Source organism: Mesorhizobium sp. M0051 (assembly GCF_040323235.1).
Taxonomy (GTDB): Bacteria; Pseudomonadota; Alphaproteobacteria; order Rhizobiales; family Rhizobiaceae; genus Mesorhizobium.
Window position 1 is genome coordinate 59,401 of record NZ_JAMYUT010000017.1, and the last position, 22,439, is coordinate 81,839.

A 22,439-nucleotide genomic window follows, 5' to 3' on the forward strand; every position below is an offset into this window, starting at 1 on the left:
GTGTCGCATTTTTGGCGTCAACTTTTTGCCGACAGATATTGTCATCGCTTGCTTTGGCCCTACCATCCATTTTGGCAGTCCGGCATGGATTGTCGGTCAGGCGTGAGATGAGGGCTGGCGATGAATAGCGTTGCGAGGTGGCTTGCCGCTGCGGGCATGATGCTGGCGAGCGCCGTTCATTCTTCAAATGCGGCTGAACTCAACACCATGAACGATGTCGGGACCGCGATCCAGGCATGCTGGACACCACCGGCGGACGCCGGAACCGCCAGCGTAACCTTGAGCTTCAGCTTCAAGCGGGACGGCACGCTGATCGGCCCACCGAGGCCGACGGCCGTCAAGGTGGAAGGCGATGCCAAGGCGAAAAACTCGTTTGTCGACGCCGCAACAACGGCCTTGCAGAACTGTCTGCCGCTGACGCTTTCGCCGAAGCTGGCGCAAGGAATTGCCGGCAAAGTGTTCACGTTGCAGTTCTCTTCTCCCAAGTGAGCCTGCAATCAGCGCACGCCGCTGTGCCGTAGCGGTGCGCACAGTTAATCCCATGCCGGCTTAGTGGTGGCTGCGCCTTGCTTCGGCATGCCAGGCAAGGTCAGGCGTTTCGAAGACATAGTCGTTCCAAGCCGACTCCGGAACCCGGCCGGCCAGATAGCATTCCAGCAACAGGCTTTGCTCGGGGTTGAGAGGCCTTGGCTCCAGCCCCAGCGAGTGAAACAGATTTCTTGTCAGGTCCGAGACCGTGAAGTGGATCGACATCTGCGTTCTCCTTAGGCCATTCAACTCCGAAGACGGGGCAAAGGTTTCAAGACCAACCGGCGGCAACGGCGGTTTATCACGGGCTCCTCGCGCCGCAGGCCTTCGACGATCGTTGCCACCCCTACGCGCTGAGCGAACGCCAGCCTTGAAACCGACCAGATGGCCCCACTCGACACGCGCGAGCCCTACACCGAGGTGCCGGCGGCCATCAGATACCGCGTGAATTTCAAGGCTTGCGGCTGTCAAACGCTATTGCAGCGAACCCTGTTGCGATCCGGAACAGAGAGGCGTTCACAGCGTTGTGATCGACATCAGCCAGGAGAAACGCCATGGCCACGTTCAGGGAAATGCGGGTGCTGGAGATCGTCGAAGACGACTCCCTGACCACCGAACAGAAAATCGCTGAACTGCGCGAGATCGAATCCGAGGCGCGCGGGCTGCAGCGGGCGGCCACGGAGAGCCCGATGGACGACGATGATGGCTGGCAGGACGATTTGCGTCAGGTTCGTCTTGCACTCGACAAGCTCGGTGCGAAACAGCCGAAAAAGGGTGCAGCCTCGCTGTGAGGCAGTTCGCCCAAGCTATTTGCCGATCGCTTGTTGTTTGAAAGCGATCTAAAGCGCGTCGCGGTTGAACGGATTCAGGCGACGCGCTTTAGGTCTTGTTTTTATGCATGTCGTTTTCCCAAAACCGAGGTCACTTTTGGGCGACATGCATTAGTCGCAGACCATGCGAGCTCTCTTGCCGGGTTCGCTGACGTTCCTGCATACCAGCGGCTTCGCCGGGGTAGACAGGGAGGCTGACGCGGGCAGGCTCGTCTGGTGCCGTCTCGGCGCGGCATGCGTCATCACTTTGCGGTCGGAAAATCGCCTCGACGGTTGTGGCGCCACCGGAAAGGCACTGTTCTCGACCTCGGAAGGCCCGTAGTCGACATTCGGGGGTGGCCGGTCCCAGAATCGCCGGACATCGAGCGGCCTCGGGATGACGACGGTGCCATCATAACTGCGCGAGCAGCCGCTGCCCAAAAGCAGCGCCAGCCCCATGAAAAAAGGCACGATCCATCCAGACATCAGCATTACCCCTGCTAGCGCTTATATAACGGCTTCAGTCCCGCCGACAACCGGATGGAACAACGCACTCGCGTCGACCAATTTGTCCGACGAATCCGTTATGGTTAGCGGATCGTTAATGCTTATCGGGCACATTCCGCCGACGAACCGCGGAGGAGGGTTCGGCCTTGGGTTGTCGGGGTGGGATTGCATGGCGGAAGCGGACGAAACAACCGGCGCGCGCGGCATGCGTGGGCCTCGCAAACCCACAGCGCGTGGCGACGATGCATCATCGCCCGCCACTGGTATGGATTCGGTCGACGTGCTTCGCCAACTGGTCGAAGCCGGTTCGGACTGGGTCTGGGAGATCGATGCCGAACTGCGCTTCTCCTGGCTCTCGCAAAACTACCAGGCAGCCACCGGCCTCGATCCGGCAAACGTGCTTGGCCGGTTTCGCTTCGACTTCCTCAACCAGGTTCTGAACGGCGACCGCAGCGGCGCCGCGCATCTGGAGGATCTGCAGGCGCACCGGCCGTTTCGCGACTTCGTCTATGAACTGAAAGGTGGCAGGGCCGACTGCCGCTGGGTTTTGACATCAGGCTTTCCAAGGTTCGACGGCGAGGGTAAATTCATCGGTTATCGCGGCATCGGCCGCAATGTCACGGCACTGGCCGGTGCCTTCCAAAACCCGCGGCAGGGACCATCGGCGAGCGGCGAACTCGAGCAGCATCTGATCGATCTCGAGCGGACGATGGACGCCATGCACATGGGCGTCGTGCTTCTCGACGCCAGGCTCGACACGTTGATCGTCAACAAGGCCTATCGCGACCTTTCCAGGATTCCCGACGGTGCCGTGACCGTTGGCGCTCCGTTCAGCCTGTTGATGGAACTCAACCGCCGCAACGGCATCTACGGCGACATCGACGAACCGCAATGGCGGCGCTACCTCGCCACCCGCATCGAGGAGATTCACGCCGGTTCCGTAGCGCCTCGCGAGTTTTCCCATGCCGACGGCAGGACGATGATGTTCTCGGTGACAGCGCTGTCCGGGGGCAAGCGCCTGTTGACCTACTATGAGGTCACCGAAATCAAGCACCGCGATGCCGAGATCGAGAGCGCCAACGCCAAGGTCGCCGAGACCTTCGCCAATCTCCGCACCATGGTCGATCAGATGCCGATCGGCATCCTCGTCCTCGATACCGATATGCGCGCCGAAGTCATCAACCGTGCCTTCTACGATTTCTGGCAGATCGACGCGCGGCGTGCCGAGATCGGCTGCAGCTTCCGCGACCTGATGGATGCCAGCCGTGACATTGACCCGTTTGGTTCCGAAGACGCGGCATGGCAGCGGCATATCGCCGAGCGCGAGGCGGAAATCAGGGCGGGCACCGCCGGATCGCGGCAGTTCCCGCGCAATGACGGCCGCACGCTGATATCATCGATGGCGCCGCTGGCCGGCGGCAAGCGGCTGATCTCCTATGTCGACGTCACCGACATGAAGAATCGCGAGGCCGAGGTTGCCGACGCTCTGGAGAAAGCGCGACTGGCCGAAGCAGTGATCAATGCCGTCAAGGATCCGATCTTCGTCAAGGACGACCATCTGCGCTTCGTTTTCGTCAACGAGGCGTTCGCCGCTTTGTTTGGCCAGACGCCGCAAGCCATGCTCGGCAGGCCCGGCGGCGATTTCCTGCCGGCGAATGCTGTGGCGCTTTTCGAGCAGAGCGAACGGGACGTGCTTGCCAGCGGACGCCCGTACGAAGTGGAAGAAAATTTCGAGGCCGATGGCGCCAGCCGTTCGCGCATCGTCAGGAAAAGCCGCGTCGGCATGGCCAGCGGCCGCAATTGCGTTGCCGGTTTCCTGTTCGACATTTCCGACATGAAGCGCCGCGAGACCGAAGCCGAGGATGCGCGCAAGCATCTCGCCAGCGTGCTGGAATCCTTGCCGGCGGCCGTCATCATCTATGATCGTGACGACAGGTTCGTGTTCGCCAACCGCAAGATTCACGATACGCTTCCGGCCTTGAGGCCGGCATGGCAGCCCGGCTGCACATTGCGCGAGGCGCTCGTCCTCGGCCATGCCAACGGCTATTTCCGCAGCAGCGGCGATCCGCAAGTCGACAAGCTCTACGACGACGATCCCGATCGCTGGCTGGATGCGATCCTCGCCCGCTACCGCTTGCCCAATTCCTCGTTCGAGCGCCACAACCCCGATGGCCGCTGGTATCAGGTCTATGACATGCGGACCGTCGATGGCACATTCATCGGTGTTCGCGTCGACATCTCCGAGATCAAGAGCCGCGAGGCGGCGTTGCGCGACTCGATGCGCCAGATCGATCTGTTCCGGCATGTGCTGGACGAGCTCCCGGTCGCCGCCTTCATCAAGGCGCAGGACCTGAGCATCGAGTTCGTCAACAAGGCCTGGTGCGCGATCACCGGTTTTGCCAAGGAGGATGTCATTGGCCGCACCGACCGCCAGCTGTTCGGAGTGCAGGACGCCGATGGCTACAGCGATGACGACACGCAAGTCGCCGTGACAGGCACCGTCAAGGAGGTCGAGGAACCCGTCACCCATCGCGATGGCACGGTTCGACAATTGATGACGCGCAAGAGCCGGTTGGTGGCGCTGGACGGATCGGTGCATCTGGTCGGTTCCAGCACCGACATCACGGATGTCAAGGCGCGCGAGCGCGCGCTGGAAGAGAGCATGCGCGAGAACGAGGTGTTCCGCAGCCTGATCGACAACGTGCCGGTATCGATCTACGCCAAGCGCTCCGATCTCAGGCAGTTCTACGTCAACAAGGGTTGGAGCGATCTCACCGGCTTCGGCAAGGACGAGGCGATCGGCAAGACCGATATCGAGATATTCGGGTCGGACGGCGAAGCGTTCGTCGACAGCGACCTTGCGGTGCTGCGCACCGGTGAGACCCAGGAGGCCGAGGAGACGGTGACGCTTGCCGACGGCAGCGTCCGGCATCAGTTCGCGCGCAAGGGGGCGATGATCGCGTCCGATGGCTCGCTCTACCTGATCGGCTCGACCACCGATATCACCGAGTTGAAGACGCGCGAGGTCGAACTGCGCGAGGCGCGGCAGCGCGCCGTTCTCGCCGACCGCGCCAAGTCGGAATTTCTCGCCAATATGAGCCACGAGATCCGTACGCCGATGAATGGCGTGCTCGGCATGGCCGAACTCTTGGCCAAATCGGATCTCGACCCGAAGCAGAAGACGTTTACCGACATCATCGTGAAATCGGGCAACGCGCTGCTCACCATCATCAACGACATCCTGGACTTCTCCAAGATCGACGCCGGTCAGCTGGTGCTCGACCCGGCGCCCTTCAATCTTGCCGAGGCGATCGAGGATGTGGCGACACTGGTGTCGACACGCGCCAAGGAGAAGGATCTCGAGCTCATCGTGCGCGTTGAGCCTCGTCTCGAGAGCCTGTTTGTCGGCGATGTCGGCCGCATCAGGCAGATTGTCACCAATTTGCTCGGCAATGCAGTGAAATTCACCGACGAAGGTCATGTGCTGGTCGACGTCACAGGCGAGAGGGTTGCGACCGGAACGAAGCTCACCATCTCGGTCACCGATACGGGCATCGGCATCCCCGAGGAAAAACTGAAACTGGTGTTCGAGAAATTCAGCCAGGTCGACACCTCGTCGACGAGGCGTCACGAAGGAACCGGCCTCGGCCTTGCCATCACTTCGCGGCTCGTCGAGCTGATGGGCGGCGACATCGGTGTCGAGAGCGCCGAAGGCAAGGGCTCGACCTTCTGGTTTGCGGTCACGCTGCCGAGCGCCGGACAGCAGGACGGGCAACGCATCATGCCGATCGACGTGACCGGCGCGCGCGTACTGATCGTCGACGACAACGCGGTCAACAGAGCCATCCTGACCGAACAAATGACATCGTGGACGTTCGATTCCTGCGCGGCCGAGAGCGGCGCCGAGGGCCTCAAGGTGCTGATCGCCGCCGCTGCCTATGGCGTGCCGGTCGATTGCGTCGTGCTCGACTACCAGATGCCTGAGATGAGCGGCGCCGAAATGGCGCGGATCGTGCGCAACACCGCCGGCCTTGCCGGCACGCCGATCATCATGCTGACCTCGGTCGACCAGTCGCTCGCCAACACCGGCTATCGCGATCTCGGCATCGATGCCCAACTGATCAAGCCGGCGCGCTCATCGGTGCTGCTGGAAACGCTGGTCGCAACCATCCAGCGGCATCGCCACAACACGACCGGCAGCGACGCCCTGCCGCTCGCAGGCACCGTCCCTTCGGGCGATATGGTGCCACCACAGCCGTCCGCGCCGGCAGAACAGCGGGCGCTGCTGCAGCCTCCCTCGCTACGCCCTCGGCTGCTCGCGACGGGTCGAGACGACAGGCTGGATATCCTGGTGGCAGAAGACAATGAGGTGAACCAGATGGTGTTCACCCAGATTCTCGGCGAGACCGGTTTCGGTTTCGAGATCGTCGGCAATGGCCGCAAGGCGCTCGACGCCTTCGGCCGGCTCAATCCGTGCATGATCCTGATGGATGTCTCGATGCCGGAGATGAACGGGTTGGAGGCGACCGCCGCCATTCGCCGGCTGGAGGAAGAAACCGGCACTCATGTGCCGATCGTCGGCGTCACCGCGCATGCGCTGAAAGGCGATCGCGAACGCTGCCTGGAGGCAGGCATGGACGACTACCTGTCCAAGCCGATCAGCCCCAGGGCCCTGCTCGAGAAGGTCGAGCGCTGGATGGGCGCCAGCCGCCAAGTTCAGCGCAACGCCGGGTAAGGGGTTCTCGCCGTGCCGGTTCGCGAGAACCAGGCAAAGATTCGCGACGCGTCCCACGCGCAGCACTATGGCGCGATCGCACCATATCAAAACTGTGCCTGATCAAGACAATGGCCATATTCGAATTCCGCTCTTCCCAGTTACGGGCGGGAGCAGCGACCGCCAGCATGGAACAGCGTCAACCTACCCCAACGGACCCTGTTTTTCGGCGATGGCCCGGCCACGACATCGTGGCCGCGAGCAACGCGCTCCCGTCCGGCTTTTTTTATAAGGCCGGCTAATCCCAAAACGCCGGCCAGCCTCGGGCCAAACGCAGCAAGTCCCTGATTTCGAGGACAAAGCCGAGCTCCATCAGGAGTGCTGGTCAGGCCACAATTTGTTCATCCCGATCATGCGTTACCGGGGTGACATCAAACTGTCATGCGACTGTAATAATCGAAGGCTATTGGCCTCAGCGGGCGCCGAGAGGAATGGCGCCGAGAGACCATCTTCCGAACAGGAGCAGGCCACATGAGACATTTCATCCGCTCGGCGGCCGTTGCGATCGCAATGGCTACGGCGTCCACTTTCACCCTTTCCACGGCAATGGCAGCTGATCTTTCCGGCGCCGGCTCGACCTTCATCTATCCGGTGTTCGCCAAATGGGCCGACACCTACAAGAAAGACACCGGCGTCGGCCTCAATTACCAGTCGATCGGTTCGGGCGGCGGCATCAAGCAGGTCATCGCCAAGACCGTGACCTTCGGCGCCACCGACAAGCCAATGTCCGACGCCGACCTGGAAAAGAACGGCCTCGTGCAGTTCCCGATGGTGATGGGCGGCATCGTGCCGATCGTCAACCTGACCGGCATCAAGCCGGGCGAACTTGTTCTTGACGGCGCGACCCTGGCCCAGATCTACCTCGGCGCCATCACCACCTGGGATGATGCGGCGATCAAGGCGCTGAACCCGAACCTGACCCTGCCGTCCACCGCGATTGCCGTCGTGCATCGCTCGGACGGCTCGGGCACGACCTTCAACTTCACTAACTATCTGGTCAAGCTGTCGCCTGACTGGAAGGACAAGGTCGGTTCGGACACAGCCGTCGAATGGCCAACTGGCGTCGGCGCCAAGGGCAGCGAAGGCGTTGCCAATACCGTCAAGCAGACCGACGGCGGCATCGGCTACGTCGAGTATGCCTATGCCAAGCAGAATAGCCTTTCCTACTCCAAGCTGGTGAATGCCGCCGGCAAGGTCGTCGAGCCGTCGCTCGAATCCTTCGGCGCGGCTGCTTCGAATGCCGATTTCAAAGGCGCGAAGAACTTCAACGTCATCATCACCAACGAACCCGGCGACACCAGCTGGCCGATCGCTGCTTCGACCTGGGTGCTGATCCACAAGGTTCCCAACGATGCCGCCGCCACCGGCGAAGCGCTGAAGTTCTTCGCTTGGGCCTACAAGGACGGCAAGGATACCGCCAAGGCGCTCGACTATGTCTCGATCCCCGACAGCGTCGTCGACTTGATCAAGACCTCCTGGAAGGCCGACATCCAGGCCGACGGGAAGCCGGTCTTCGCAGGCGAGTAACATCCTTCGAAGGAGCGCCGCAGCGCGGCGCTCCTTTCCCTCAACTCAAAGAGCCGAGCTTCACATGAGCGCTGTCCAGGAAGCCTTGCCAGCCATTCGAGGTTCGCGCGACGCGATCGTCAGACGATTCGCGCTGACCGACGCAATCTTCCACGGGATGACTCGGGCCGCCGCCATATTGGTGCTGGTCCTGCTTGGCGGCGTCGCGATCTCGCTGTTTGCCGGATCCTGGCAAGCCCTGTCGACCTTCGGCTTCTCTTTCCTGACCAGCGAAAGCTGGAATCCGGTGACGGAGAAATTCGGCGCGCTGGCACCGATCTACGGCACCATCATCACGTCGGCCATCGCCATCCTGATCGCCGTGCCGCTCGGCATCGGCATCGCCATCTTTCTCACCGAGCTTTGCCCGCGCCCGCTGCGGCGGCCGATCGGCATGGCGGTGGAACTGCTGGCCGGCATCCCCTCGATCATTTACGGCATCTGGGGCCTGTTCGTGCTGGCGCCGTTCCTGCAGACGACCGTGCAGCCCTTCATCATCGGCGTGTTCCACGGCATTCCCGGCCTTGGCAGCCTGTTTGCCGGTCCGCCCTATGGCATCGGCCTGCTGACCTCGTCGCTGATCCTCGCCATCATGGTGCTGCCCTTCATCACCTCGATCACCAAGGACGTCTTCGACACGGTACCGCCGGTGCTAAAGGAATCGGCCTACGGCATCGGCTGCACGACCTGGGAAGTGACCCGCCGCGTCGTCATTCCCTACACGAGGATCGGCATCATGGGCGGCGTCATGCTCGGCCTTGGCCGCGCGCTGGGCGAAACCATGGCGGTCACCTTCGTCATCGGAAACGCGCACCGCATCTCAACCTCGCTGTTCGCGCCGGCAACGACGATCTCCGCGACCATCGCCAATGAGTTCACCGAAGCCGTCGGCGACCTCTACACCTCTTCGCTGGTGGCGCTCGGCCTGATCCTGTTCGTCATCACCTTCCTGATCCTTGCCATCGCCCGCTACATGCTGATGCGCATCGACGCCCGCACCGGAGCCTGACCGATGTCGACAGCCACATCGCTTCACCAGAGCCGCAAGAGGAAGAATGCCGTGATGATGACGCTGTGTGTCACCGCGGCGGGCATCGGACTTGCCTGGCTGGCGCTCATCCTCGGCGCGCTGGTCTACAAGGGCGCGGCCGGCCTGTCCCTTGACGTCTTCACGCAGATGACGCCGCCTCCCGGCGACGCCGGCGGCCTGCTCAACGCCATCTATGGCAGCGTGGTCATGACGATCATCGCCGTCATCGTCGGCACGCCGATCGGAGTGCTGGCCGGCACCTACATGGCCGAATACGGTCGCTTTTCCAGGCTGACCACCGTGGTGCGCTTCATCAACGACATCCTGCTGTCGGCGCCGTCGATCATCATCGGCCTGTTCGTCTACGAACTTATGGTGCGGCCGATGGGGCATTTCTCGGCAATCGCCGGTGCTGTCGCGCTCACCATCCTCGTCATTCCGGTGGTGGTACGCACCACCGAAGACATGCTCAATTTGGTGCCGAACGCCTTGCGCGAAGCCGGCACCGCGATCGGCGCACCGCGCTGGGTGGTCATCAAGTCGGTCGCCTACCGCGCCGCGCTATCGGGCATTGTCACCGGCATATTGCTGTCGATCGCCCGTATCTCCGGCGAGACGGCACCACTGCTCTTCACGGCGCTCAACAACCAGTTCTGGTCGAGCAATCTCAACGCGCCGATGGCCAGCCTGCCTGTCACCATCTTCCAGTTCGCTCTCAGCCCCTACGAGGAATGGCAGCAACTGGCATGGACCGGCGCACTCATCATCACATTGACGGTTCTTGCGCTCAGCATCGTTGCGCGCAGCCTGACCGGACGCAGAGAGGACAAATGAGCCAGATGTTGTCTCCAGACATGACGATCGCCGCCGAGGCCACCGCCAAGGCCAAGATCGAGGTCAAGAACCTCAACTTCTACTACGGCCAATCGAAGGCGCTGAAGGACATTACGCTGTCCTTGCCGGAGCGCAGCGTCACCGCCTTCATCGGGCCTTCGGGCTGCGGGAAGTCGACGCTGCTGCGCGTCTTCAACCGCATCTACGAGCTCTATCCCAAGCAGACGGCCGAAGGTCAGGTGCTGCTCGACGGCCAGAACGTTCTCGACCGCTCGCAGGACCTCAACCTGCTGCGCACCAAGATCGGCATGGTGTTCCAGAAGCCGACGCCATTTCCGATGTCGATCTATGAAAACATCGCGTTCGGCATCAGGCTCTACGAGAAGCTGAACAAGTCGGAGATGGACGGCCGCGTCGAGCAGGCGCTGAAGCGCGCGGCACTCTGGACCGAGGTCAAGGACAAGCTTGACGCCAGCGGCCTCAGCCTCTCCGGCGGTCAGCAGCAGCGGCTCTGCATCGCCCGCACCGTAGCGGTGAAGCCGGAAGTCATCCTGCTCGACGAGCCCGCTTCGGCGCTCGACCCGCTGTCGACCGCCAAGATCGAGGAGCTCATCGACGAGTTGCAAGCCGATTACACGATCGTCATCGTCACCCACAACATGCAGCAGGCGGCGCGCGTATCGAAGCAGACGGCCTTCATGTATCTGGGCGAGCTGGTCGAGTTCGACCGCACGGAGAGGATATTCACGTCGCCCCGCGAGAAGCGCACGCAGGACTACATCACCGGCCGCTTCGGCTGAGCTCAGGCATACGAGGAACAGGATCATGAGCGAACATACAGTCGCTTCTTTCGACGAGGATCTCGGTCAGATCAGCAAGCTCATCAGCGACATGGGCGATCTCGCCAGCTCGATGGTCGGCGGTGCGACCAAGGCGCTCTTGAATTCCGACAACGCCTTGGCACAGCGCGTCGTCTCCGATGATGCGATCATGGACGCGCGCCAGCGCGAGCTCGACGACCGCGCAATCACGCTGATCGCCAAGCGGCAGCCGATGGCCGATGATCTGCGCCATGTCGTCGGTTCTATCCGCATGGCCGGCGATCTCGAACGCATCGGCGACCTTGCCAAGAACATCGCCAAGCGTGTCGGCACTGTCGGCCTCAGCGTCACGCCGCGCGACCTTTCGCACTCGATCGATGGAATGGCACAACTGGTGCTGATCCAGGTGCAGGGCGTCATCGAGGAATATGCGGCGCGTGACGCCGCCGCGCTGGCGAAACTGCGTGCCGACGACGAACGCATCGACGTCAAATACACCTCCGTGTTCCGCGAGCTTCTCACCTATATGATGGAAGACCCGCGCAACATCACCGCGTGCACGCATCTTTTGTTCTGCGCCAAGAACCTCGAGCGCATCGGCGACCATGTCACCAACATCGCGGAAAATGCCTATTATGTTTTGACCGGCACGCAGCTGCCGGCCAATCGTCCGAAACAGGACGAGACGACAATGTCCGCGCCCGCGGCATGACGACAGGGGTAACCAGCCGATGATCGCGCCACGCATCATGGTGGTGGAGGACGAGGAGCCGCTAGGCGTGCTGCTCCGTTACAATCTGGAGTCCGAGGGCTATCAGGTCGAGGTCGTGACGCGCGGCGACGAGGCCGAGATCCGGCTGCAGGAGAACGTGCCTGACCTTCTGGTGCTCGACTGGATGGTACCGGCGGTCTCCGGCATCGAACTCTGCCGGCGCCTGCGAATGCGTCCCGAGACCGAGCGGCTGCCGATCATCATGCTGACCGCGCGCGGCGAGGAGAGCGATCGCGTGCGGGGCCTCTCGACCGGCGCCGACGATTATCTGGTAAAGCCGTTTTCGACACCGGAGTTCATGGCCAGGGTCAAGGCGCTGCTGCGCCGTGCCAAGCCGGAACTGCTGTCCAGCGTGCTGAAGGTCGGCGACATCGTGCTCGATCGAGAATCGCACCGGGTCTATCGCAAGAAGAGCGAGATCCGGCTCGGGCCGACCGAATTCCGCCTGCTCGAATTCATGATGCGCCATCCCGGCCGCGTGTTCTCGCGCAGCCAGCTGCTCGACAACGTCTGGGGCGAAACGATCTACATCGACGAACGCACGGTAGACGTGCATGTCGGGCGGCTGCGCAAAGCCGTCAACAACGGCCGCATGCCCGACGTCATCCGCACCATTCGGGGCGCAGGCTACGCGATCAGGGAAGACTAGCCGATAGATCGGAACCAAGGTTCAAATTCGATCAGCAGGTCGTCGCCAATGGCCACGCGATGGCAGACATTCAAGCAGGCGGCATCGAAGTCTAAACTGCCCTTCGCGGTCGCGGGCTCGCGCGTACCTTGACTGGCTGGCGATTGCCTTCCGATCTCCCAATTCGCTTTTCTGCCAGGCTGGCCGCAGGAAGCACGGCCCGTGACACTTTAGTTGGTCACATTGCTATCTTGCCCGCAGACCTCCGATCAAAGTCGCGCGCCTCAAGAAACAATTTGAACTAATATGGCTATGTGCCCGCTAGAGGATGTGGTTTCGCATAAATTCGCAATTTTATTAAAAATTGCATCCGACTAAGAGCGAGTTTCCCTCTTCTTTATTGATTGTATGTGCTCCGAATAGTCAATACGATCTTGGATCTGATGATGATTCCGCGGGAACGATCTCGTTCGTTGCAACGTTGCTTTGAAAGCGGTCGCCGGACGCTGCGCCGAATGATTTGACCAGGTCGGACACTAAAGAGGAAGGATTTCTGATGAGCACGGTCTTAAACGCCAAAGGTATTCCTCTTCCCTACACCGGCGCGTCCAGTCATTGGTTCTCGGCAACCGGAGCCGGGGCCGAACTGCATGGCACTTCAGGCAACGACTCCTTCTGGGGAGACACCGGCGTCTATGTCACGATGTACGGTGGCGCCGGCGATGACTACTATCACCTCTATTCCACCAACAATAAGGCGGTCGAAGATCCCGGGGCCGGGATCGACACGATCGACACCTGGATGAGCTACAAGCTCCCCGACAATTTCGAGAACCTGGTCGTTACCGGCGCCAATCGATATGCGTTCGGAAATGCGTTGGACAACATCATCAAGGGCGGGTCGGGTCATCAGACGCTGGATGGCGGCAAGGGAAATGATGTCCTGATCGGCGGTGACGGCGCCGACACTTTCGCCATCTCCAAAGGAAATGGGAGCGATCTTATCTTCGATTTCGGTGCGACCGATGTGGTGCGCCTTAACGGCTATGACTTCACTTCGTTCGACGCCGTCCGTTCGCAGATGGTTCAGGTGGAATCGAACGTGATGCTGAACCTCGGATCTGACGAGATCCTGGTGTTCAAGAATACGACCATCGACAAGTTGCAGCCCACCCAGTTCGAACTGCCGATAGACAAGTCCGGAATGACGCTGTCCTTCTCCGACGAATTCAACACGCTGAGCCTTCGGGACGGGCAGGACGGCACGTGGAATTCCAATTTCTCGTGGGGCGCGCCGAACGGCAGCACATTGAGCAGCAATGGCGAGTTGCAATGGTATATCGACGCCAATTACGGGCCGACGAGTTCCGTCCACCCGTTCAGCGTTGAAAACGGCGTCCTCACCATCACCGCCGCGCAGGCGCCGGAGGACATCAAGCCTCTGATCAACAACTACGAATACACATCGGGGATACTGACGACCCACGACACCTTCGCGCAAACCTACGGCTATTTCGAAATGCGGGCGGACCTGCCCGAAACGGCCGGAGCCTGGCCGGCCTTCTGGCTGCTTCCGGAAGACGGATCGTGGCCGCCGGAGCTGGACGTCGTCGAAACGCGCGGTCAGGATCCGAACACGCTTTTCATGACAGCGCACACCAATGAGACGGGAGAGCACACGAAGGTTTCGTCCACCGTGAACGTTGCGGACACTGACGGTTTCCACACCTATGGCCTGCTCTGGACAAAGGATGAGCTTGTCTGGACCTATGACGGTGTGAAGGTCGCCCAAGCGGCGACGCCGTCCGACATGCACGACCCCATGTACATACTGGCCAATCTCGCGGTGGGCGGCATTGCCGGCCAGCCTCCTGACCATCTGGCTACTCCAGCGGAGATGAAAATCGACTATATCCACGCCTATACGCTGGACCAACCCTTGGACATGGCAAGCGACCACTCGGTCTAAGCGGCGGCTTCATGTTTGAGGCCATTAGCCGTCAGGGAGCGCGGGGATGATTGGAGAGTCCAGTTTGCGGGCAGTTTTCAGGCGCGCCATCGCCGATGTCGGTGCTTTCTCGTTCCTCATCAACATCCTGCTGTTGGTGATCCCCCTTTATCTGTTGCAGGTCTATGACCGCGTCCTGCCTTCCTACCGCGTCGAGACGCTGTTCTACCTGTCGGCTATCGCGGTTCTCGCGCTAGCCTTTCTCGGTCTCCTCGATGCGGTCCGCTCCATCTACACGCAGCGCGTTGCAGCCACTGTCGACGACAGACTGGGTGCGAGGACATTCGCCGTCTCGCTTGAAGCCAAGTACGCCGGCGGCGCAGCCATGTCTCCACTGCGCGACCTTGCCTCGATATGCGCCTTCATCAGGTCACGCAGCGTGGCGGTCTTGTTCGACCTGCCGTTTGCTCCCTTCTTCCTCACCCTGCTGTACCTCATCCATCCCTTTCTGTTTTGGCTTACGCTGGCAGGGGTTGCGCTGTTGCTTACGCTGGTCCTGGCAAATCAGCTCGCCGTCGGCAGGAACGACGCTTTGTCCGCGGAACGTTCGGCTGTCGCCAGCCTGTCGGAGCAGGCCTTTGCCCGCAACGCGGAGACGCTGCTCGCTATGGGTATGGTCCAAAACGCCGCGCGCGTCTGGGGCAGGCACGTGGCGGAGGCGCTAGTTCTTCATGACCGTTCGTCCACGGCCAACGCGATCTTCAGCGGAACATCGCGAGCCGTACGCATGATCCTTCAGCTGGCGATACTGGGCGTTGGAGCATGGCTCGTGCTGCAAGGGAAGATGACGGCAGGGATGATCTTCGCGTCTTCCCTGGTGTCGTCCCGCGCGCTGCAGCCGCTCGATCAACTGATCGGTTCATGGCGGCAGATCGTCGACGCCAGACGATCGTGGAAGCGGTTGGACAAGGCGCTTTCCGCCCATCCGGCACACGCGCGAAAACTGACCTTGCCGGATCCGTCGGGCGAAATTGTCGTGCAGGGGCTGATCCTTGTCGCTCCGAACGCCACGCCCGGCACCGAACCCATCATCAAGCGACTGAACTTCCAGATCGGCGCCGGCGAAGCGGTTGCGATAATAGGTCCAAGCGGGGCCGGCAAGTCCACCCTGGCAAGATTGCTTGTCGGTGCGATCCAAGCGACCAGCGGCTGCGTCAGGATAAACGGCGCCGACCTCAGAAACTGGGACGAGAAGCAGCTTGGCCGTCATATCGGATATCTCGCTCAGGAGGTGGAGCTCTTTCCCGGATCAATCGCGGAAAATGTCGCCCGCTTTGAACCTGATGCAAGTGACGCCTCTATCGTCGAAGCGGCAAAACGTGCCCAGGCGCATGAACTGATACTGGCGCTGCGCGATGGCTACCAGACCGGAATAGGTCCGTCGGACAGAACACTGTCGGGCGGCGAACGCCAAAGGATCGGGCTGGCGCGCGCCTTTTACGGCAATCCGCGTATTCTTGTGCTGGATGAGCCCAGCACACATCTCGACGGCAGCGGCGAAGCCGCGCTCGAAGACGTGCTTGCCGCGGCGAAAGGAGCGGGCGTTACGACGATCGTGATAACGCACCGCCCTTCGGTCGCCGCAGCCTGCGACCGCGTGATGCTTCTGCGCAGTGGAGTGATCGAAGCCTTCGGTCCAAGCGGCGACGTGTTGCGGCAGCCGATCGCCGGCATCGGCCTTCCCCCGAAGCGCAGCATGGCGGTGACAGGGTCCTTTGTAACGACGATCCGCAGCACCCCTCATAACGTCCGCTTTGGATCCTAGAAGATGGCAGCACAGAGTCTCGTCTGGGAAGGCAAAGCGCGCACCGACATCCGGCGGGTGGCTTTCGCCGGATATGCGGCAACAGCGATATTGATAGGTTGTTTTGGCTATTGGGCGGTCAGTGCACCGTTGTCCGGCGCGGTCATCACGCAAGGCACAATCTCGGCGACAGGCGGAAACATCCTCATTCAGCATCCTGAGGGCGGTATCATTCAAGCGTTGCTCGCCCATGAAGGCGATCGCGTGCAGCAGGCCCAGGATCTGATCCTGCTGGATAGAACGGCCGCGCAAGCCGAGCTCAACCGGCTGACGAGACAGTCGATCGCGTTGAAGGCGAGCGCCTCGCGGCTGGAGGCGGAACGCGACGGATTGGACCAGCTTGCGCCAATCACGGGGGCCGCGCCAGCACCGTTCCAGGACGATTTCGAGATTCTGGTTCGAGAACAGCAGAAGGAATTCAATGCCAGGCTCGCCCGGTTTCGATCGGAACAATCGATCCTCGCGCAGCGGGTTGCCATGCATCGCCAGTCTGTCGTCGGATTGCAAGCCCAGAAACTGGCCGTCCAGCAACAGGCCGAAGTGGTGAAGAAAGAGCTCGGCATCAAGACCAATCTGCTGGACAAAGGCCTCACCAATCGCACTGAATATTCGCAGCTTTTGCGCAGCGAAGCCGATCTCGTCGGGCAGGCAGGGGCGCTGGAGGCAAATCTTGCAGCGGCCAACACCCAGATCGTCGAAGCCCAGGAGCAAATCGAGCGCCTGACCACGCAACGCGTGGAGGAAGCCCTGACGAAGCTCGACGAGGTACGGTCTTCGCTGGCCGACATCGACGAACAGATGCGGGCGTCCGAGGCAGTGCTGCGGCGGACGACGATCAAGGCACCGGCAGCGGGCATCGTGGTGTCGTCCACCTATAATTCCAAGGGCAGCGTGATTGCCCCCGGCGAGAAGATCATGGAGATTCTGCCTACGACATCGGGTCTGGTCGTCGATGCACGGCTGCCGCCGAAAGACATCGACCAGGTTCGTGTCGGCCAGCCGGCAAGACTGCGACTATCAGCGTTGAACATGCGGCTCACGCCTGAGATTTCAGCCATCGTGACACAGGTTTCCGCAGACCGGCTCATCGACCAGGTTACGCATGAAGCGTATTTCCGCGCGAAGCTGAAAATTGCCTCCGCCTTGCCGCCCGGCGTGAAAGCGGAGCAGCTCTATCCTGGAATGCCGGTAGAAGCGTTCATAAGTACTGGCGACCGGAGCTTTTTCGAGTATCTCGCACGGCCAATGCGCGATTCCTTCGCTCGCGCTTTCACGGAGCGGTAGATGTCGCGGACCGCGCAATCGATCGGCGCAGCAATGACTGCAAGGGACTTGGCTGTGAGAGTTCAACCGAGGACGTGCTAACTTCCGCCTAGCGTCGAACTCGGCTGTTCACAATTATTGGCTTTTGACCCTGGTCTCACGCGACACTCTTTCCGGCGCTCCCTCTCGCCAGCACACCTGGCGCAAAAATCTCCTGGTCGACGAAGGTCAGTGCCCGCATGGCGCAGCCTTCGCGGATCAGCGGCAGTTCGTTCGGCTCGGCCTCGAAGGAAATCCATTCGGAATGCTGGCCGCCGGCGGTCTGGGCGATGGCCTTGCGCAATGCCGGCTCGATCAGGTCGAAGGCGGCGGCGCTGACGCCGACCATGGCGACGGGCGCCGGATCGATCAGCGCGAAAAGGCTGCCGAGACCGTAGCCGAGGGCTTCGCCGGCCTTGCGATAGGCCTCCCGTTCGGGCCCGTCACTTTCGCGGGCCACAGCCGCCAGCGAGCGCATGTCGGCGTCGCTGACATCGGCGACGGGTTCCGCGTCCTCACCCAATTGCCTTGCATTGCGCCAGATGGCGTAGTTGCCGGCATAGGCCTCGACGCAGCCGCGCCGTCCGCAGCGGCAGAGCGCGCCGTTCGGCCGATGGATCATATGACCGAACTCGCCGCCCGACGAGTGGGTGCCGGTGAACAATTCGCCTTTCAGCACCAGGCCCATGCCGATGCCGTGCGACAAAAGGATGGCGATGAAATCGTTGCGGTAGCGATCGGGATCGCGCCAGCGCAGCGCGATCGCCATCATGTTGCAGTCGTTCTCCATGGTGGCGGGGATGCCGAACTCGTCTTCGAGGATGTCGGCGAAGGCGATATCGGTGTGCGGCGTGATTGGCGACCACAGCATGGCGCGAGCACGGGTGTCGGTGATGCCCTGGATCGCCAGCGCGATGCGGGCGATCCTGTGAACGTCAAGATCGGGATCTTCGAAACGACGCCGCACGATTGCCGTGCATTCGCCGATCAGCGCGTCGCGCGCTATGGTCAACGTGTCCAGCCGGCGCTGTTCCTCTGATATCACCTGGCCCGCATAGTCGATGACGGCGACGGAGAGAAAATTCAGCGACAGCACCACGGTCATCACCGCTGCCGCTTCCGGGTTGAGGCTGAGCCCGACCTGGGGCCGGCCACGTTTGAGCGAGCCGGCCTCGCTTGGCTTGCTTTCTGTCAGGATGCCTTCACCGATCAGGTCGGAGGAGATCGCCGATATGGTCGAGTGGCTGAGGCCCGTGGTTGCGGCGATCTCGGTGCGTGAAGGCTGTCTGGCGCGGCGGACAGCGGCGATCACCATCGCCCGGTTGCGCCGGCGCAAATCGTCGTGGCGGATTCCGACCGACATGTCTGTTCAAGTCCTCCCGGTCGCCGCGGTTCTCCGTCCCCTCGAACGCTGTCGGCAACGCTGTCAAATACTGGCAGAAGCCGCCCGGCCTGTCATTTATTTATTCCGGAGCTCGAAAAAAATTCGCAGACACATCAAAATCCCTCAGAATCGATGTTGACAGCGTTCGGGTGTTGGATCAGTATTTTTTCGAGGCTCGAAAAAATAGAGCCTTTGTGCCGGCCTTAGGGTCAGTTTGGTCGCGCCATACGCGGCGCAGGGAGGATAATATGAAAAGATTCACAGCCGCCATCCTGGCGGGTGTCGCCATGTCGCTGACGCTCGCGTCAGTCGCGCAGGCGAAGGACAAGGTCATCGGCGTTTCGTGGTCCAACTTCCAGGAAGAGCGCTGGAAGACCGACGAGGCCGCCATGAAGACGGCGATCGAGGCAGCCGGCGACAAGTACATCTCCGCCGACGCGCAGTCCAATCCCGGCAAGCAGCTTACCGATGTCGAGAGCCTGATCTCGCAGGGCGCCAATTCGCTGATCATCCTGGCGCAGGATGCCTCGGCTATCGGCCCGGCGGTACAGAAGGCGCTGGACGAAGGCATTCCGGTCGTCGGCTATGACCGGCTGATCGAGAACAAGGACGTCTTCTATCTGACCTTCGACAACAAGGAAGTCGGCCGCATGCAGGCCCGCGAAGTGTTCAAGGTCAAGCCGGAAGGCAACTATGTCTTCATCAAGGGCTCGGGTGCCGATCCGAATGCCGACTTCCTGTTCGCGGGCTCGATGGAAGTGCTCAAGGAAGCCATCGACAGCGGCAAGATCAAGAATGTCGGCGAGGCCTATACGGACGGCTGGCTGCCAGCCAATGCCCAGAAGAACATGGAACAGTTCCTGACCGCCAACGACAACAAGGTCGATGCCGTGGTCGCGGCCAATGACGGCACCGCCGGCGGCGTCGTGGCGGCGCTGACGGCTCAAGGGTTGGCCGGCACCGTGCCGGTCTCGGGTCAGGACGGCGACCACGCCGCGCTGAACCGCATCGCCCTCGGCACGCAGACCGTGTCGGTGTGGAAGGATGCGCGCGAACTCGGCAAGAATGCCGCCGAGATCGCCTCGCAACTTGCCGATGGCAAGAAGACGGGCGACATTGCCGGCGCCAAGGACTTCACGACGCCGGGCGGCAATACTGTCAAGTCGCTGTTCCTGACCCCGGTTGCCATCACCAAGGACAATCTCAACGTCGTCATCGACGCCGGCTGGATCAAGAAGGACGAGGTCTGCGCGGGCGTCGCCGCCGGCACCGTCGCAGCCTGCAACTAAAGCTGGGCTCTCTCTGCATTCTCAACGCCGCGGCCCAAAAGCCGCGGCGTTTTCTCAAAAAGATTTGTGTTTCCGCATCACGCGGATAGCTTCTAGGCTGGTTCCGGTATTCGCGTCAGACGGCCCGCCGGTTGGGAGGAAATCATGACCGACACGACGTCCAACCTACCTGCTGCAAATACCCCCGCAGACCAGGCGCGTGCGTCCGAACTGAGCACTGTCGGACGCTTCCTCAAGGCAACCGAACTCGATACGCGCATGCTTGGCATGGTTGGTGCGTTGCTGGTCATCTGGGTTGGCATTCACATCTTGTCGGGCGGACTTTTCCTGACGCCGCGCAATCTCTGGAACCTGTCGGTGCAGACCTCCTCGGTCGCGATCATGGCAACCGGCATGGTGCTGGTCATCGTCATGCGCAACATCGACCTTTCGGTTGGTTCCGTCGAAGGCGTGATCGGTATGATCATGGGCGTGGCGCAAGCCGAATTCCTCATTCGTGTCATCGGCTTCCAACTTGGAAATCCCTGGCTCTGGATCATCGCCCTGGCCGCCGGTGTGGTGCTCGGCCTTGCGATCGGCGCCTTCCAGGGCTTCATCATCGCCTATCTTGAGGTTCCTGCCTTTATCGTGACGCTGGGCGGTCTTTTGGTTTGGCGCGGCATGGCATGGCTGATCACCAACGGGCGCACGGTCGCGCCGCTTGACGCCACCTTCCAGCTGATGGGCGGCGGGCCGCGGGGCTCGGTCGGCGCCACCGCCAGCTGGATCATCGGCGTCGTCGCTTGCGTGGCTGTCGCTTTCGCGCTGCTCAACGGCCGCTCGCAGCGCAAACGGTTCAACTTTCCACTGCGGCCCGTCTGGGCGGAGATCTTCCTCGGCGTGGTCACCTGTGCGGCCATCCTTGGGGCCGTCTGGATCGCTAATTCCTATCCGTGGCCAATCGGCATCGTGCGCCAGTATGCGCAGCAGAACGGCATCACCATTCCCGAAGGTGGGCTGTTCATCGCCCACGGCGTCGCCATACCGGTGCTGATGGCGGTCGCGGTCGGCATCGTCATGACTTTCATCACCAAGCGCACCCGTTTCGGTCGCTACGTCTTTGCAATCGGCGGCAATCCGGAGGCCGCCAATCTCGCCGGCATCAACACGCGCTGGGTGACTATGAAGGTGTTCATGATCATGGGCGTGCTGGCCGCGATCAGCGCGGCGATCTCGTCGGCCCGCCTCAACGCGGCGACCAATGCGCTGGGCACGTTGGACGAGTTGCTGGTGATCGCCGCCGCCGTCATCGGCGGCACCTCGCTTGCCGGCGGCTCCGGAACGGTGCTCGGCGCCATGCTCGGCGCGCTGCTCATGCAGTCGCTGCAGTCCGGCATGGTGCTGCTTGGCATCGACTCGCCGCTGCAGAGCATCGTCGTTGGCGCCGTGCTGGTCATCGCCGTCTGGCTCGATACCGTCTATCGCAAGCGGGTCTGAGCATGATCCCGAGAAGTGAAAACGGTTTTCTCGGACAAACGGAAATCGTTTGTCCAGAGATCATGCTCAAGCAGGAACTATCGGGAGAAACGATCATGGCTGACAAAATCGACCCCGCGGACACCGCGCTGATCGACATGCGCAACATCTCAATTGCGTTCGGCGGCATCCGCGCCGTCGACGACGCCTCGATCGATCTTTTTCCCGGCGAGGTCGTGGCGCTGCTTGGCCACAACGGCGCCGGCAAGTCGACATTGATCAAGATCCTGTCCGGCGCTTACAAACGCGATGCGGGCCAGATCTTCGTCAACGGCGAGGAGGCAGCTATCTCCAATCCGCGCGACGCCAAGAAATACGGCATAGAGACGATCTATCAGACACTGGCGTTGGCCGACAATGTCGACGCCGCAGCCAATCTGTTCCTCGGACGGGAGCTGATGACCGCCTGGGGTACGCTCGACGACGTTGCCATGGAGGCCGAGGCGCGTAAGGTGATGGGCCGGCTCAATCCGCGCTTCCAGCGCTTCAAGGAGCCAGTGATCAAGCTGTCGGGCGGCCAGCGGCAGTCGGTGGCGATCGCGCGCGCTATCCTGTTCAACGCGCGCATCCTGATCATGGACGAGCCGACGGCGGCGCTTGGCCCGCAGGAGACGGCGCAGGTCGGCGAACTGGTCAAGCAGCTCAAATCCGACGGCATCAGCATCTTCCTGATCAGCCACGACATCCACGATGTGTTCGACCTTGCCGATCGGGTCTGCGTCATGAAGAACGGCCAGGTCGTCGGCACCGCCCGCACTACGGACGTGACCCAGGATGAGGTGCTCGGCATGATCATTTTGGGCAAATGCCCGCCTGGTGCCATTCCTGGACCGGGCGCGCTGAAGATCGCCGCTTGAGGCTTGCCGGT

The 22,439-nt window shown here is 61.6% G+C and carries 18 protein-coding genes; 15 read left to right on the plus strand and 3 right to left on the minus strand.

Annotated elements, in window-relative coordinates; translation table 11 throughout:
- Nucleotides 1-120: 120 nt before the first annotated feature.
- The gene (gene tolA / locus NKJ90_RS18670; RefSeq protein ID WP_023757406.1) at nucleotides 121-489 is read left to right on the plus strand and encodes a cell envelope integrity protein TolA; all 369 of its coding nucleotides are present in this window, start codon (nucleotides 121-123) and stop codon (nucleotides 487-489) included.
- Between the two features lie 60 nt (nucleotides 490-549).
- On the opposite strand, the gene NKJ90_RS18675 is transcribed toward tolA, so the two are convergent.
- Complete coding sequence (locus NKJ90_RS18675; RefSeq protein WP_023757405.1) at nucleotides 550-753, minus strand: hypothetical protein; 204 nt, start codon at nucleotides 751-753, stop codon at nucleotides 550-552.
- Between the two features lie 329 nt (nucleotides 754-1,082).
- Here NKJ90_RS18675 and NKJ90_RS18680 point away from each other — a divergent pair, with 329 nt between their 5' ends.
- Complete coding sequence (locus tag NKJ90_RS18680) at nucleotides 1,083-1,319, plus strand: hypothetical protein (protein WP_023757403.1); 237 nt, start codon at nucleotides 1,083-1,085, stop codon at nucleotides 1,317-1,319.
- 150 nt (nucleotides 1,320-1,469) lie between these two features.
- On the opposite strand, the gene NKJ90_RS18685 is transcribed toward NKJ90_RS18680, so the two are convergent.
- Nucleotides 1,470-1,823 (minus strand): hypothetical protein, encoded by a 354-nt coding sequence (locus NKJ90_RS18685; protein ID WP_023757402.1) that lies wholly within the window; start codon nucleotides 1,821-1,823, stop codon nucleotides 1,470-1,472.
- Nucleotides 1,824-2,013: 190 nt separating this feature from the next.
- Between NKJ90_RS18685 and NKJ90_RS18690 the strand changes: the two genes are divergently transcribed.
- The 10 genes from NKJ90_RS18690 to NKJ90_RS18735 all read left to right on the plus strand — a co-directional run bounded on the left by NKJ90_RS18690 (nucleotide 2,014) and on the right by NKJ90_RS18735 (nucleotide 17,365).
- The gene (locus NKJ90_RS18690) at nucleotides 2,014-6,579 is read left to right on the plus strand and encodes a PAS domain-containing protein (RefSeq protein WP_023757401.1); all 4,566 of its coding nucleotides are present in this window, start codon (nucleotides 2,014-2,016) and stop codon (nucleotides 6,577-6,579) included.
- A gap of 510 nt (nucleotides 6,580-7,089) precedes the next feature.
- Complete coding sequence (gene pstS / locus NKJ90_RS18695; protein WP_023757400.1) at nucleotides 7,090-8,145, plus strand: phosphate ABC transporter substrate-binding protein PstS; 1,056 nt, start codon at nucleotides 7,090-7,092, stop codon at nucleotides 8,143-8,145.
- Between the two features lie 64 nt (nucleotides 8,146-8,209).
- Nucleotides 8,210-9,193 carry a phosphate ABC transporter permease subunit PstC gene (pstC, locus tag NKJ90_RS18700; RefSeq protein WP_023757399.1) on the plus strand — a complete coding sequence of 328 codons (984 nt, stop codon included), beginning with the start codon at nucleotides 8,210-8,212 and terminating at the stop codon, nucleotides 9,191-9,193.
- A 3-nt stretch (nucleotides 9,194-9,196) separates the two neighbouring features.
- Nucleotides 9,197-10,048 (plus strand): phosphate ABC transporter permease PstA, encoded by an 852-nt coding sequence (gene pstA, locus NKJ90_RS18705; RefSeq protein WP_023757398.1) that lies wholly within the window; start codon nucleotides 9,197-9,199, stop codon nucleotides 10,046-10,048.
- Entirely contained in the window at nucleotides 10,045-10,848 is an 804-nt protein-coding gene (pstB, locus tag NKJ90_RS18710; protein WP_023757397.1) for a phosphate ABC transporter ATP-binding protein PstB, read from the plus strand. Before pstA ends, pstB begins: the two co-directional genes overlap by 4 nt.
- Nucleotides 10,849-10,873: 25 nt before the next feature.
- Nucleotides 10,874-11,581, plus strand: coding sequence for a phosphate signaling complex protein PhoU (phoU, locus tag NKJ90_RS18715; RefSeq protein WP_023757396.1), 708 nt, complete (start codon nucleotides 10,874-10,876; stop codon nucleotides 11,579-11,581).
- A 19-nt stretch (nucleotides 11,582-11,600) separates the two neighbouring features.
- On the plus strand, nucleotides 11,601-12,290 hold the full coding sequence (phoB, locus tag NKJ90_RS18720; RefSeq protein ID WP_032906962.1) for a phosphate regulon transcriptional regulator PhoB: 690 nt from the start codon (nucleotides 11,601-11,603) through the stop codon (nucleotides 12,288-12,290).
- A 535-nt stretch (nucleotides 12,291-12,825) separates the two neighbouring features.
- Nucleotides 12,826-14,238 (plus strand): endo-1,3-1,4-beta-glycanase EglC, encoded by a 1,413-nt coding sequence (gene eglC, locus NKJ90_RS18725; RefSeq protein WP_023757394.1) that lies wholly within the window; start codon nucleotides 12,826-12,828, stop codon nucleotides 14,236-14,238.
- Between the two features lie 64 nt (nucleotides 14,239-14,302).
- On the plus strand, nucleotides 14,303-16,042 hold the full coding sequence (locus NKJ90_RS18730) for a type I secretion system permease/ATPase (RefSeq protein WP_245266415.1): 1,740 nt from the start codon (nucleotides 14,303-14,305) through the stop codon (nucleotides 16,040-16,042).
- A gap of 3 nt (nucleotides 16,043-16,045) precedes the next feature.
- Nucleotides 16,046-17,365, plus strand: a complete 1,320-nt coding sequence (locus NKJ90_RS18735) for an HlyD family type I secretion periplasmic adaptor subunit (RefSeq protein WP_023757392.1) — start codon at nucleotides 16,046-16,048, stop codon at nucleotides 17,363-17,365.
- A gap of 136 nt (nucleotides 17,366-17,501) precedes the next feature.
- Here NKJ90_RS18735 and NKJ90_RS18740 read toward each other — a convergent pair whose 3' ends face one another.
- Nucleotides 17,502-18,746, minus strand: a complete 1,245-nt coding sequence (locus tag NKJ90_RS18740) for an ROK family protein (RefSeq protein ID WP_023757391.1) — start codon at nucleotides 18,744-18,746, stop codon at nucleotides 17,502-17,504.
- Nucleotides 18,747-19,015: 269 nt separating this feature from the next.
- Here NKJ90_RS18740 and xylF point away from each other — a divergent pair, with 269 nt between their 5' ends.
- From xylF to NKJ90_RS18755, 3 genes are all read left to right on the plus strand, one after another.
- Entirely contained in the window at nucleotides 19,016-20,056 is a 1,041-nt protein-coding gene (gene xylF, locus NKJ90_RS18745) for a D-xylose ABC transporter substrate-binding protein (protein WP_352486460.1), read from the plus strand.
- A 144-nt stretch (nucleotides 20,057-20,200) separates the two neighbouring features.
- Nucleotides 20,201-21,532, plus strand: coding sequence for a sugar ABC transporter permease (locus tag NKJ90_RS18750; RefSeq protein ID WP_352486462.1), 1,332 nt, complete (start codon nucleotides 20,201-20,203; stop codon nucleotides 21,530-21,532).
- Between the two features lie 95 nt (nucleotides 21,533-21,627).
- Nucleotides 21,628-22,428: an ATP-binding cassette domain-containing protein gene (locus NKJ90_RS18755; protein WP_031259599.1), complete on the plus strand. Its 801-nt coding sequence runs from the start codon at nucleotides 21,628-21,630 to the stop codon at nucleotides 22,426-22,428.
- Nucleotides 22,429-22,439: the final 11 nt, after the last annotated feature.

Bases quoted from the DNA above. Each gene is read 5' to 3' on its own strand.
- tolA (WP_023757406.1), top strand. From the start codon at position 121: ATGAATAGCGTTGCGAGGTGGCTTGCCGCTGCGGGCATGATGCTGGCG.
- NKJ90_RS18675 (WP_023757405.1), bottom strand. From the start codon at position 753: ATGTCGATCCACTTCACGGTCTCGGACCTGACAAGAAATCTGTTTCAC.
- NKJ90_RS18680 (WP_023757403.1), top strand. From the start codon at position 1,083: ATGGCCACGTTCAGGGAAATGCGGGTGCTGGAGATCGTCGAAGACGAC.
- NKJ90_RS18685 (WP_023757402.1), bottom strand. From the start codon at position 1,823: ATGTCTGGATGGATCGTGCCTTTTTTCATGGGGCTGGCGCTGCTTTTG.
- NKJ90_RS18690 (WP_023757401.1), top strand. From the start codon at position 2,014: ATGGCGGAAGCGGACGAAACAACCGGCGCGCGCGGCATGCGTGGGCCT.
- pstS (WP_023757400.1), top strand. From the start codon at position 7,090: ATGAGACATTTCATCCGCTCGGCGGCCGTTGCGATCGCAATGGCTACG.
- pstC (WP_023757399.1), top strand. From the start codon at position 8,210: ATGAGCGCTGTCCAGGAAGCCTTGCCAGCCATTCGAGGTTCGCGCGAC.
- pstA (WP_023757398.1), top strand. From the start codon at position 9,197: ATGTCGACAGCCACATCGCTTCACCAGAGCCGCAAGAGGAAGAATGCC.
- pstB (WP_023757397.1), top strand. From the start codon at position 10,045: ATGAGCCAGATGTTGTCTCCAGACATGACGATCGCCGCCGAGGCCACC.
- phoU (WP_023757396.1), top strand. From the start codon at position 10,874: ATGAGCGAACATACAGTCGCTTCTTTCGACGAGGATCTCGGTCAGATC.
- phoB (WP_032906962.1), top strand. From the start codon at position 11,601: ATGATCGCGCCACGCATCATGGTGGTGGAGGACGAGGAGCCGCTAGGC.
- eglC (WP_023757394.1), top strand. From the start codon at position 12,826: ATGAGCACGGTCTTAAACGCCAAAGGTATTCCTCTTCCCTACACCGGC.
- NKJ90_RS18735 (WP_023757392.1), top strand. From the start codon at position 16,046: ATGGCAGCACAGAGTCTCGTCTGGGAAGGCAAAGCGCGCACCGACATC.
- NKJ90_RS18740 (WP_023757391.1), bottom strand. From the start codon at position 18,746: ATGTCGGTCGGAATCCGCCACGACGATTTGCGCCGGCGCAACCGGGCG.
- xylF (WP_352486460.1), top strand. From the start codon at position 19,016: ATGAAAAGATTCACAGCCGCCATCCTGGCGGGTGTCGCCATGTCGCTG.
- NKJ90_RS18750 (WP_352486462.1), top strand. From the start codon at position 20,201: ATGACCGACACGACGTCCAACCTACCTGCTGCAAATACCCCCGCAGAC.
- NKJ90_RS18755 (WP_031259599.1), top strand. From the start codon at position 21,628: ATGGCTGACAAAATCGACCCCGCGGACACCGCGCTGATCGACATGCGC.